At 38.5% G+C, this 12,757-nt stretch carries 8 protein-coding genes; 6 read left to right on the plus strand and 2 right to left on the minus strand.

The window, feature by feature from the left end:
• On the plus strand, nucleotides 1-917 hold a 917-nt coding region (locus tag IQ282_RS02535), incomplete at its 5' end, for an EamA family transporter (protein WP_317174169.1).
• Nucleotides 918-1,053: 136 nt separating this feature from the next.
• Here the strand turns inward: IQ282_RS02535 and IQ282_RS02540 are convergent.
• The gene (locus tag IQ282_RS02540; RefSeq protein ID WP_194850339.1) at nucleotides 1,054-4,716 is read right to left on the minus strand and encodes a DUF7149 domain-containing protein; all 3,663 of its coding nucleotides are present in this window, start codon (nucleotides 4,714-4,716) and stop codon (nucleotides 1,054-1,056) included.
• A 140-nt stretch (nucleotides 4,717-4,856) separates the two neighbouring features.
• Nucleotides 4,857-7,562 (minus strand): putative LPS assembly protein LptD, encoded by a 2,706-nt coding sequence (locus IQ282_RS02545; protein WP_194850340.1) that lies wholly within the window; start codon nucleotides 7,560-7,562, stop codon nucleotides 4,857-4,859.
• Between the two features lie 143 nt (nucleotides 7,563-7,705).
• Between IQ282_RS02545 and IQ282_RS02550 the strand changes: the two genes are divergently transcribed.
• The 5 genes from IQ282_RS02550 to IQ282_RS02570 all read left to right on the plus strand — a co-directional run bounded on the left by IQ282_RS02550 (nucleotide 7,706) and on the right by IQ282_RS02570 (nucleotide 12,573).
• Nucleotides 7,706-8,839, plus strand: coding sequence for an N-acetylmuramoyl-L-alanine amidase family protein (locus tag IQ282_RS02550; protein ID WP_194850341.1), 1,134 nt, complete (start codon nucleotides 7,706-7,708; stop codon nucleotides 8,837-8,839).
• Between the two features lie 72 nt (nucleotides 8,840-8,911).
• Entirely contained in the window at nucleotides 8,912-9,865 is a 954-nt protein-coding gene (locus IQ282_RS02555; protein ID WP_194850342.1) for an MlaD family protein, read from the plus strand.
• Between the two features lie 3 nt (nucleotides 9,866-9,868).
• The gene (locus tag IQ282_RS02560) at nucleotides 9,869-11,227 is read left to right on the plus strand and encodes a (Fe-S)-binding protein (RefSeq protein WP_194850343.1); all 1,359 of its coding nucleotides are present in this window, start codon (nucleotides 9,869-9,871) and stop codon (nucleotides 11,225-11,227) included.
• On the plus strand, nucleotides 11,227-11,661 hold the full coding sequence (locus IQ282_RS02565; protein ID WP_194850344.1) for an LNS2 domain-containing protein: 435 nt from the start codon (nucleotides 11,227-11,229) through the stop codon (nucleotides 11,659-11,661). Before IQ282_RS02560 ends, IQ282_RS02565 begins: the two co-directional genes overlap by 1 nt.
• Nucleotides 11,662-11,781: 120 nt before the next feature.
• A complete protein-coding gene (locus tag IQ282_RS02570; RefSeq protein WP_194850345.1) occupies nucleotides 11,782-12,573 on the plus strand; it encodes a (Fe-S)-binding protein in 792 nt (263 codons plus the stop codon).
• The last annotated feature ends 184 nt before the right edge of the window (nucleotides 12,574-12,757 follow it).

Here is a 12,757-nt window from a genome sequence, read left to right on the forward strand (position 1 = left end):
ATTTTTGCACAAAATTTGGAATGAACAGTAATTTAAAGGGTGTTATCTACATCGCATTAGGTGCCTCCAGTTATGGAGTTTTAGCAACCTTTGTAAAATATGCCAATAACAACGGCGTGGGAACTGGCGGGATGGTCTTTTCGCAGTTTGTGGTGGGAGCAATTTGTCTCACGCTACTTTCTCTATTCTTAAAAGGAGAAAAAGGTATAGAAAAAGTAAAACCCAGCTCGAAATATCCTAAGTTGAAGCTGATGATGTTCGGAACGCTTTTGGGTTTTACCAGTAGTTTTTACTATTTAACGATTCAATATGTTCCTGTATCTGTAGGAATTATAATGCTCATGCAAGCCATCTGGATGGGTGTTGTTCTGGAATATATTATTGCTAGACATCTAATTACTAAGATTAAAGTTATAGGAGCGATCGTTACCATTATAGGAACGTTGCTGGCTGCAAAAGTCTTTGAAACCGACTTTGACGTTAATCTAATCGGTATCGGTTTTGGATTGTTAGCAGCGCTAAGTTATACGGGAACGATGTATGCTTCAAATACGGTTTCTCTGGAACTCTCTGTTATCAATAGAAGTAAATATTTGGTTTACGGTGGTCTTGTGGTTGCTATATTGTTTTGGAATGTTCAGATTTTAGAAACTATGAGTTGGGAAGTATTTTTCAAATGGGGCGCATTCCTTGCCTTTTTTGGAACCATTCTCCCGCCGATTCTCTTCAACAAAGGTTTTCCTGAAATAGGTACTGGTCTAGGAAGTATCGTTGCAGCAGTGGAGATTCCGGTTTCTGTCTTTAGTGCTTACCTGATTCTCAATGAAGACATCAGTGCATTGCAATGGCTAGGTATTGTGATTATTCTTTGTTCTGTAGTCTTGATCAATTTGAAGAAAGCGCAGAAAACGATTTAAGTTGAACTAGCAACTTTAGTTTTTAACAGCCGACTCAAATCACCACAAATCATCGAAACATAAAAACGCCGCAGCAAATCATTGCTCGGGCGTTTTGGGTTTTAAGATTTGGATCTTGAAAGATCTAGAAACAGACTTATGCGGTGGCTTCCTCGATGATTTTTATTTCGTCTGCCGTGAGATCGTAGAGTTGGTAAACGAGTTGGTCGATTTGGGACTTGTAAATATTAAGTTCTTTAACATTGTTTTGAATAGCAAGGCTTATAATTTTATTTACAATTTCAATAAAATCTTGCTGTTCACTTAAAGATATATTTGGTATTGAAAGTTTATCTAATTCATTTTTTGTCACTTTCGATCCAGAAAATTGCTTGGTGAAGAAATAACCAGCAAGTTTTGAGTTCAAAATTGCCACTAGAAATTTTAAAGAGGATTCTGTAGTTTTCTTTCGAATTACATAAGTAGAACCTAAAGTATAATAGTTATCTATATCATAGGTGGATTTCAAATAACCGTCTTTACCTATGAATCTATATAATATGAGTTTTTCATTTTCAAATCTTTCTTTTTCTCCTGGTCTAGCCGTTGACTTTTTTTTCATTAATTCAGGTAGATATTCTACATATTTACCCGACCATTTCATTATGTAGCTATTAAAATCTTTTCCTTCCAAAACCTTTTTGGGATTTTGTAAACCTTCTTTAGTACTGTAGATAAACCTCGAATCATCTGCTGTATTCATTCCCAAATCTATTTTAAAAAAATCCTTAAGTTTTCTCTTTGATTTATTTAGTTTTTGTATTAGAGAATAATCTTCAATCGAGATGTCTATCGGGATTTCTTTCTTTTTCTGAGACCTTATGAATTCTAATGGAATTTTCCTGCTATTTGAACTATTAATTATCTCTTTTATTTTTGCGATGCTTTCAAAGCGATAATCTTTTAAATTTATAAAATCATCATTATTACTAGCAATCTCTACGATACTTGTTAGAACGTTAGCCTCTTCAAAAATACCATTGGGAAATACTGCCAGATTATTAATTGAACTTTTATTAAAAATCAATTTTCTCAAACTTTCAAAACTACTACTGGATAACCAAGAATATGGAGTAATCTGACATATTATTCCGAGTTCATTTTTTATCTTTAAAGACAATTCAATAAAAAACGAGTATAGATCTGTTTTGAATGTTGCAGATTTATATTCAGTGCCTTTTCTAAAAACATAATCTCTAATATTACTATTTAAATCTTTTATAGTTTGATAAGGCGGATTCCCAATCACCACATCAAAACCTAAAAAGTCCCCATTATCATCCAGTACTTCTGGAAACTCAAAACGCCATTCAAAGGCATCTTCATAGATTTTGTTATTCTTGATTTCTTCTATTGTGGTTTGAAGCTTCTTTGAATCGGCAGTTAGTTTCTTTAGTTTTTTATTCCAAGCAGTTTTTTCTCTTTTGGAGAGTTCAAACATCTGGGTTTGATTTGCCATGAGAAAGATCTCACCTTGAATTTTATTGAGCTTTACGACTTTGGGATCATTGCTGGAAATCTCACTTCTAAAATCACTCTTGATATCTGCGATGAGCTTTTCCATGTCGTGCTTCTGCTCTTTGTTTTGAGCATTGCGATAGGTGTCCACGGCAATTTTATAACTGTCAATAGTCCATTTGCTGTTTTTCAAGGCCATTTTAAGGTCGGCATCCAGATCAAATCTGCTGATCAAGGAATTACCACACTTGATATTGATATCAATGTTAGGTAGAGTTTCTAGAGCCTCAACCTCCGTCTTCTCCAGCGGAGAAGGAACTTTATAATAGGCATTTTTCAACAGCTCGATCCATAATCGCAAGCGGCAGATTTTTACAGAATTAGGGTTGATATCGACCCCAAAAAGGCAGTTTTCAATAATCGTCTGCTTTTCATGGAACAGCGCTTCCTGAATGCGCTGGCTTTCTTTATTGGTAGGATTGTATTCAAAGAGATTTCCTTCCTCGTCTGTCACGATCAATTCATCATTAACCACTTCAAACTGGTATTCCTTTAATCGGGAGCCGGTCCTGTCCTGTAAAATGCGCAGGTCATTTTTAATCGCAATGATCTCATTGAGTGCAGAAACTAGAAAGTGTCCAGAACCTACCGCTGGGTCACAGATTTTTATGCTGTTGATAATGTCGTTTGCTTCCTGACGGTTTTCGCTCTTGTCATAAACATCGTCCAGATTTTTACAATTCCAGTTTTTGACCTCGTTAAACTTTTGCACCACAGATTTACGAATGGTCTCGCGGCACATATACATCGTGATGAATCCCGGTGTAAAAAAGGAGCCGTCCTTATAACCGTTGATCTTTTCAAAAATCAATCCTAATACTGAGGCATTGATCAAGGTTTTATTGTCTTCCTGAATTGCCTCTGATCCTTCACTGCTAAAATCGTAGGCATTCAAAAATTCAAACAGGTATTCCAGCGCGTTTAGATCACCAGTCTTTTTCTTTCCGTTTTTATTTTTTAAAACTGTTCCCTGGTAAATGGGAAGGGTTTTATCATCGCGCAGGTTGCTTATGAATAAAGTACCGTGTTCTATTCCCGTAGGTTCAAAAAGCGAACTGTTCAGATAGGGAACCTTGGCAAAAAGCTCTTTGACGTCCTCATTTCTATCGGCATAATTTTTTGCCAGGACTTGAAAAAATAAGCTATTGAGATCATCATAGTTCTTGATCTTATCAAAGCTCAAAAATTCATAGCTCACATCTTCCTTATGATAGATTTTAAGCTGTGCTTCCAGAAGTTTCAAAAAGAGAATCCTGTTGATCCAGGTAATTCCCAGTTCCAGACCTACATTAAATAAACGTTCTTCATGAGTCGCTCCAAAATGTGCGGGATTATCCAGCCTATTAATTTTATCCAGACTGTCCAACTGGATCATCGCATTTTCTAGAAACGATCCCGTATTGCGTTCTCCAGCTTTATTTCTACCTATGATTTTCTTACCGCCATCCTTTGATTCTACCAGACCGATGATGTGCAGCAACTCTCCATAAAACCGCTTGTCCAGACTGTTGCTATCGTTTGCAAAAGGTAATTTCAATAAATGCTCTGGAGAGAGCAGCTTAAACAAAGAAATGAGCTTTGTATCATCCTTAGGATTATCATTGCGCAGCGGCTTTTCATAATCCCGTATATCAAAAAATGTAAATTCTACATGCTGGGCGATGTTTTGAATAAAAGGTTCTGCAATCTCTTTGTAGAAAAAATCGGTAGTTTTTCCGGCTAATCGTCCTTCCTCAAAATCTGTGAACTGTTTAACAAGGGTTTTGTTTTGGGCAAACTGCTTTTCAAACAGATTTGCGTCAAATATGAACCACTCATTTATGTTAGTCGCCACCAGGTACTTTACCTCCAGATTTTTATGGGTGATGCGTTCTCTCAAATAATACAGCACCAGTTCTTGAAAAGCCTTGACGTTGATTTTCGTCTTTGTCAGCATCTCTGACTTATTGGTAGGCTTTTTTGCCTCAATAATAACGCCCACGCTGGTTTTTGCGGTAGCGCCGTTGTGAATGACTAGGTCATTGCGACCCTTGGTATTTATAAAATGCTGGGGTTCGTAATACGTTTTCTTCAGAAAGTCAGAAACGAGATTCTTGTGAAACTCTTCAGATTCTGTATCATTCGTCCGGTCCAGCAGCTGGATCAAGTTAGTTTTGAAACTTTCGATTTCCGTACGGTTCGGCTTTATTTTTAGAAAAGCTTTATTGATGGCTTTTCTGGGCTTCAAAATGTCAAATTTCATGGAAGGTGGTCTGTAAGTCAGGTTTTAAATTTAGGTATTTTGAGGGAATCCGCTTTCGCGAAAGCGAAAACATCAGAATATTCTGCCCTATCTACATAAGGAGGTAAATATTTATAGAGAATTCTGAACTTTAAACCCTGCTAAAATCGAGGATCTGGCTGCTTGCGCTGATCGTACTTGATATCGCTCAACGCACCAGACTTGATGCCTATAAAGAAAAACCAACTGTTATTTACCCCTATAGGATTCCAGTTAAAACTCATGCGGAAGCTTTCCAGATCGCGCTCAAATCGCAGGGTGGTAAAAGAAACGCCGTCACCTACAAAATCATAACCCGTATTCCCACCGATGCTCCACCGTGGGGAAAGTTCTAGGTCGCCGCTTACCATAATACTATTTCCAGTAATGGCATTTTGACGAGCGTTGTTGCCATAATTCATGGTGTAGGCAAAATTTAAGGTCCATGGCAAATCAAATTTATACCTGCTTTTTTTCAAATCCACTTCTTGTTCTACTAACGGCTCCTCCTCGTAGGCTAATCCTGTTTGTGGATCGATAGGCTTCCCAAAAAGATCATCTTCCCGACCGCCATTGCGCAAGGTGGTATTCTCGACCTTGCCCTCTTTTTCTTCCTCTTCATCTCCTTTGATAAAATCCTTACTGCTCAATTTAAAGTTGATACGAGCACCCGCGTTAGTCAAACGGAATAAGCTGCCGCCATTATCAATATTAAACCGATCTATTTTTTGATTGTTATTATTTAATGCATAAGGATCCAGCGTGGCATTCAATTGTAAATCAACATCTTTAAATACGGGAATGACACCTCTCACATTTATGGGGCTAATGTTAAGGGAGTCACCAGCGAGATTATACGCGGTGTCTAGATTTAAGCTTTTGACCCATTTTACTTTTTTAAGCTCACCATCAGGATTGTCCCTATCCTTAACCTTAGCTTCCAGGGTATTTTGAAGACTGAAACCTACACTGCTGGAATAAACGCGGCCAGGTGCACCATAAATGGAACCTTGAAAACGGCTGAAAAAGCGCTCTTCATCAGAAACAATCACGCCCTGCTCGTCTAACAGGCGTTCATAATACTGGTCAAAACTAGGGTTTGCATTATAGGAAAGTGAGGGACGTACCACGTGACGAATCGCCTGTACTCTAGCTTCTTTATTATCAGAATTCCACTGTCCATAAACAGTAGTTCCTATACTGGCACCATAGTTATAGGTGCGGTAACTATCAAAGCCATTAATGGTATCGCGTCGTACTTCTAGAGCGCCACTCTCATTAGGTATAAGTGTTTGATCCACGGTATCAAAAACCCAAGATTCCTCATAATTAGCATTTGCACTCACACTAAAGTATCCCAACTTAAAGTTAGTCGCCACAGGAATCGTATGCTGAATCCCAGCACGAGCCTGATCTAGAAACCCTGGACCGAAGAAATTTGTATCGTTTGAATTGATAGTGTTTTCTGCATTTACTGTGTATTGCAAGTTTATGTTTTGAATAATTCCTTTTTTAGTTCCGTTTTCTGGGGCGAAAGGATATACTCTAGAAACGCTCCCTTGAAAATTAGGAAGTCGCATGGTAGTTTGATTTGTATTGACATTCTGATTGACAGAAACGGTGGTATTCAAATTTACCTGCGGTTCTCCTGGAAAGGTTTTAGAGTAGGAAATGGAACTGCTCAAGTTATTGATAAGCGTGGCACTTTGATTTGTTTGATTGAAAGAATTCCTGTAAAAATCTGGACTTCCTAAATTTACACTCGCACTAAATCTCGAGTTGGGATTTGTATTGGGATCTTGACTGTGTTGCCAGTTTAAATTATAACGACCGGTTTTTCTAAAATCAGAGAAACCACGCTCGCTTTGAATTTGTGTCTCAAATAAAAATCGCACACTTCCTGAATATTTATAACGCTTGCGATAATTACTTTCTACTCGTGCACCATAACTACCATTTGTAAAATAATCTCCTAAAACAGTAAGATCGACATAATCATTGATGGCAAAATAATAACCGCCATTTTGCAAGAAATATCCTTGATTGTTGTTATTCCCAAAAGACGGGAGTAGTATACCGCTGCGCCTTTCTGTCGTCATGGGGAAAAAGGCAAAAGGCAATCCTATGGGAGTAGGGACGTTTGCGATGTACATGTTGACCAGACCCGTTACAATCTTTTTCTTGGGTACAAATTTGATTTTCCTGGCGAGAAAATAATATTCAGGATTCTCAGGATTTTTTGAGGTTGTAAATCGGGCGTTTTTCATGAAGAAGACGCTGTCATTTACTTTTTTAGTAACCTCTGCAACTACATTGAACTCGCCTTGTGCCGTTCTAGAGTTGTAGGTAAGTGCTTTTTTTGAATTTTTATTAAAAACAATGGAGTCGGGTTTTACAACATTAGCACCTTGGGTGAAAACTGGTTTTTGAACGTAATTTCCTGTAGAATCTTCTACAATTCCATAAGCATAAACATCACCAGTATTATTGTCAATAATAATTTTACCTGCCTCTAGCGTGATATCACCATAAACAATAACAGCTTTATCATAGAGAGTAAGCGAGTTTTTACGACGGTCAAAGCGATTGTAGCCCAGTGCATTTGACTCCAGTTTGTATTCTAGAAAACCCTTAGGTTTTATGGTGTCTTGCTCTGTGGTGTCAATGACCGTAATGACATCCTTTGTGTTTAAACGCACCTCACTGGGCGGAGAGTCGACTACGACTGGAATAGGTTGCTGCTTTACAGGGATTTCTTGCCCATAAGCATGTCCCAGTCCTGTTAAGAAAACTATTGATAAAATGATATGCCTTAAAATGGGATACAATCTAGACTAGGGTATATTCGTTAACAGAATTGGTCTGGTTTTTGAAATATCAAAACTACATATAATTTTTAAGCGTTTTTTGTGATAATTACGCTTTCGCGAAAGCGAACTAAACAAAAATATACAGCTACTCATTTGCCTTTATGAAAACGAATATAAAACTCATTATTGTACTGTTACTGCAACCGGCATTAATTTTTGCCACGTCGCTCAAGGAATCTCCATCCAATGATCCACCGCGCAAGTTTGTGGTGGTTCTTGATGCCGGTCATGGTGGTCATGATGGGGGTAATTCCCATAAAGGAATTTATGAGAAAAATGTTGCTTTAAAATCGGTACTTGCGATTGGGAAAAAACTAGAGTCTCAACCAAATATTAAGGTTATATACACTAGAAAAACCGATGTTTTTATTCCTCTTAACCAACGCGCAAATATTGCTAACAAGGCTCAGGCAGATTTATTTGTTTCCGTACACTGCAATAGTTTCCATCTAGAACGTGCAAATGGTAATGAAACGTGGGTTCTAGGACTCACAAAAAGCAAGGACAACCTAGATGTCGTAATGAAAGAGAACAGTGTTATTTTACTTGAGGATAATTATGAGGAAAATTATGACGGATTTGATCCTAAAGATCCATCGTCATATGCAACGGGCGTTTTAGCACAAGAGATTTTTATGGATGATAGTATTGAGCTGGCTGCCATGATTCAGAAAAATTTTAAAAAAAATGTAAGACGAGTTGATCGTGGTGTGAAACAAAACTGGTTTGTGGTATTATTGAAGTCTTACATGCCGAGTGTATTAGTAGAAATGGGATTTCTTTCAAATAATGATGAGCGTAGTTATTTAACGAGCGAAAAAGGTCATCAAGATGTTGTCAACTCTGTATATGAAGGCATAATTTCTTACATAAGCCACAGAGATATCAATTTTGCTGAGCTAAAAAACTCACAGCCGGACGTTGTGGAAAAACAAGTCAAAAGCACGACAATTGATGGAAAACCGTCAGGTACGGCTATAATTAAACCCATGAGTGCAAATGCCACTTATAAGGTGCAGATTTCTGCGGGAAGTAAATCTATTAATGCGCTTTCAAAGAATTTTAAAAAACTTCCGCTTATTTCTAAAGAGAAAGATGGAGCTATTTACAGATATTTCACGGGCAACACAGATTCCCTAGAAAAGGCAAGTGAGTTGAAGGCGCAGGCAATTAAAAAAGGGTACGATACCGCATTTATTGTAATTATTGAGAATGGTGTGCGACGCAGGCTTTAATAACTGCTAATTAAATGTTAGGCTTAATATTCGAGCAAGCCTTATATTTACATTTGTGGAAATCGCTATACAATGAAATTTACCAAAGAGATTAAAGTAGGTGTACTAACGGTCGCTGCCGTTGCCTTGTTCATATTCGGTTATTCTTTCCTTAATGGGCGCAATCTTTTAAAAGCAGATCGCTCGTTTTATGCCGTTTACAATAATGTAGAAGGTCTGACTAAATCTGCTCCCGTAACCATCAATGGTTTAGTGGTAGGAAATATTGATGATATATCATTTCTTGATTCTAGAGGAAGATTGCTGGTAAAATTCCACGTTCAGGAAAAGTTCAGTTTCTCAAAGGAAAGCACTGCGACAGTTTATAGTACAGGTATCATAGGCGGAAAGGCGCTGGCCATAATCCCAAATTTTGAATCTGATGCTCGTCGTGCACAACCAGGCGATACGCTGCTTTCAAAAACCGATAGTGGTATTGAAGGGCAGATCATGGATGAATTTCTACCTTTAAAGGATAAGATTGAAAACATGGTCGTAAGTGCAGATAGCGTGCTGACTAATGTAAATAAAACCTTAAACCCAGACACTCGTAAAGCTATTGCAGTTAGTTTAACCGAGCTTAACAAAACACTGGTTCAAGTACAGGGGCTTTCTGCCAATGCCAACCAGTTTCTTGCGGCTAACGACAAAGAATTGAGCAGCACGATCAAGAATTTGAATAAGACTTCCAAAAATTTTGCGGCGATATCTGATACCCTTGCTAAAGTGCAGATCGCGAGTGTTGTAAAAGACCTTGAGCAAACCATTGGTAAATTTAACGGTGTTCTTGATGATGTAGCCGAAGGGAAAGGGAGTTTAGGAAAGTTAATGACAGACGACAGACTGTACACAAACCTTGAAAGAGCCACCCGACAAGCAGAAATGCTGATGCAAGACATAAAACTCAATCCCACCAGATATATCAATATTTCTGTTTTTGGGAAAAAGAATAAAGAATACGAAGAACCGGAAGACCGAAAGCAATAATCTATGGAGTACCTATCTAATCTCATTTTTGCCGTTCTCCTTTTAGGAATGGTAGGCTTCTTTGCCATGAACATACGCAAGATGATACGCAACATCAAGTTGGGTAAAGAAGTAGATCGATCAGATCGCAAGAGTGAACGATGGGCACAGATGGCGCGAATTGCTTTAGGCCAATCTAAAATGGTAAGAAGACCTATTGCTGGATTTCTCCATGTGATCGTTTATGTAGGATTTGTTATTATCAACATTGAAGTTTTAGAGATCATCATTGATGGTTTAACAGGTCAACACCGCATTTTTTCTCCGTTTTTAGGTCCAGTTTATGACATTCTCATAGCCACTTTTGAGATCCTCGCATTTTTAGTTTTGGTAAGTGTGATCGTTTTCTTGATCAGAAGAAACGTCCTGAAAATCCGCAGGTTTCTAGCTCGGGAGTTGAAAGGCTGGCCTAAAGATGATGCCAACTATATCCTATATTTTGAGGTTGTTCTAATGGGTTTGTTTTTAACCATGAACGCCACAGATCTTGCCATTCAACAAGGGGTTCAAGCGGGAACGTTTACAAGTGAAGCGGCGTTGCATTATGTCAACGCTGGGAGTTTTCCCATTAGCAGCTGGATGACACCCTGGTATTCAGGTCTTAGTTTTGATACACTACATATTATAGAGCGCACCTGCTGGTGGTTGCACATTGCGGGAATTTTAATTTTCTTGAATTACTTGTACTGGTCAAAGCACTTGCACATCATGCTTGCCTTTCCTAATGTATATCTAGCAAAACTAACTCCCAAGGGACAGTTTACTAATATGTCAGCCGTTACTGCAGAAGTAAAATTAATGATGGATCCGGATGCTGACCCGTTTGCCGCTCCAGAGCCAGGAACCGAGGATGAAGTACCAGCCTCATTAGGAGCAAACGATATCTTTGATTTGAATCAAGTACAGTTACTCAATGCCTACACGTGTACAGAATGTGGTCGTTGTACTGATGAATGTCCCGCAAATATTACCGGTAAATTATTGAGTCCACGTAAAATCATGATGGATACTCGAGATCGTCTGGAAGAGGTAGGTGCTATAATTAATAAGGAGGGTAAATTTATCGATGACGGGAAGAAGCTGCTTAATGATTATGTGAGTCCGGAAGAATTGTGGGCGTGTACTACGTGCAACGCTTGTGTTGAGGCTTGTCCTATAGGTATTGATCCGCTTAGTATTATTATGGAGATGAGAAGGTATTTAGTACTAGAAAACAGTGCTGCGCCTACAGAGTTGAATGCGATGATGGGTAATATTGAGAACAACGGTGCGCCATGGCCTTATAATCAAATGGACAGATTGAACTGGGCAAAAGAAAATTAATGGAAGAGGAGATCGATTTAACAGCTGCCACAAATGAAGAAGGAGAAGCCATTAGTCCGATACTAGCTGACGGTGTTAAAAATTACTTGATTGATATTGACGGTACCATTACAGAAGATGTTCCTAATGAAGAGCCAGAGCGCATGGCAACCTGCAAGCCATTTTCTGATGCACTAGCGACATTGAATGAATGGTATGAAGATGGTCATATTATCTGTTTTTTCACCTCACGTACGGAGGATCATAGAGAAGTTACAGAGACCTGGTTGAAAGAACACGGTTTCAAATATCATAGCTTATTAATGGGTAAACCTCGAGGCGGCAATTACCACTGGATAGACAATCACATGGTACGCGCCACACGTTACACCGGCGAGTTCACCCACTTGATTGAAAAGGAAGTCACTGTAGAAGTGTTTAAAAACCACAAATAATTGAAACGAGTTCGCTTTCGCGAAAGCGGAAACCTATAAAATCACCTGCTTTTTAAAATCAATTAAGGAACGGGTTTAAGAATCACACCATTTGGGATTCATAATTTTGAAATAATAGAAATGAGTGAAACAATAAAAGTACCAACAGTAGCGGAATTCATCGCGCAAGGCAAACAACCAGAAGTTCTCTTTTGGGTAGGATGCAGCGGTAGTTTTGATGATCGTTCTAAGAAAATAACCAAAGCATTTGTCAAACTACTAAATAAAGCAGGTGTAGATTTTGCCGTTCTAGGAGCAGAAGAAAGCTGTACCGGTGATCCTGCAAAACGTGCCGGAAACGAGTTCTTATTCCAGATGCAGGCGATGATGAACATTGAGGTGTTGAATGGGTATGAAATCAAACGAATAGTCACCGCCTGTCCGCATTGTTTTAATACTTTGAAGAATGAATATCCAGAACTGGGTGGAAGTTATGAAGTTATTCACCACACGTCATTCTTGAAAGATCTCATTGCTACAGGAAGGTTGACTATTGAAGGAGGAAAATTTAAAGGCAAGAAAATCACCTATCATGACCCTTGTTATTTAGGACGTGCAAATGAGATTTATGAAGCCCCACGGGAATTGATTGAAAAACTAGATGCGGCTTTAGTAGAAATGAAACGTAGCAAACGCAATGGATTATGTTGTGGTGCCGGTGGTGCTCAAATGTTCAAAGATGCTGAACCTGGTGATAAAGAGATCAATATAGAACGTACGGAAGAAGCTATAGACACTGGTGCAGATATTATTGCAGCCGCATGTCCATTCTGTAATACGATGATGAGTGATGGTATAAAAGGTTCTGATCAAGAAGGAAAAATTGAGGTTATGGATCTAGCGGAGTTGATTGCTAACGCGGACGATCTTTAAAAAAAATGAATGGGGATTCTTGCAACAAAAGAAAATAGGCTTAGTTTAAAGACGCGCATACTTTTTGTTATCATTGCCGTCATTTTGACTTCCTTGCTGGATATGAGCATCAGTTATTTTTACGATGAAGTTGCTATTGATTGGATAATCATTGTCAAGTCGGTAATTAAGAATCTTACCGTGT

This window comes from Nonlabens antarcticus (genome assembly GCF_015356755.1).
Lineage (GTDB): Bacteria > Bacteroidota > Bacteroidia > Flavobacteriales > Flavobacteriaceae > Nonlabens > Nonlabens antarcticus.

Bases quoted from the DNA above. Each gene is read 5' to 3' on its own strand.
- IQ282_RS02540 (WP_194850339.1), bottom strand. From the start codon at position 4,716: ATGAAATTTGACATTTTGAAGCCCAGAAAAGCCATCAATAAAGCTTTT.
- IQ282_RS02550 (WP_194850341.1), top strand. From the start codon at position 7,706: ATGAAAACGAATATAAAACTCATTATTGTACTGTTACTGCAACCGGCA.
- IQ282_RS02555 (WP_194850342.1), top strand. From the start codon at position 8,912: ATGAAATTTACCAAAGAGATTAAAGTAGGTGTACTAACGGTCGCTGCC.
- IQ282_RS02560 (WP_194850343.1), top strand. From the start codon at position 9,869: ATGGAGTACCTATCTAATCTCATTTTTGCCGTTCTCCTTTTAGGAATG.
- IQ282_RS02565 (WP_194850344.1), top strand. From the start codon at position 11,227: ATGGAAGAGGAGATCGATTTAACAGCTGCCACAAATGAAGAAGGAGAA.
- IQ282_RS02570 (WP_194850345.1), top strand. From the start codon at position 11,782: ATGAGTGAAACAATAAAAGTACCAACAGTAGCGGAATTCATCGCGCAA.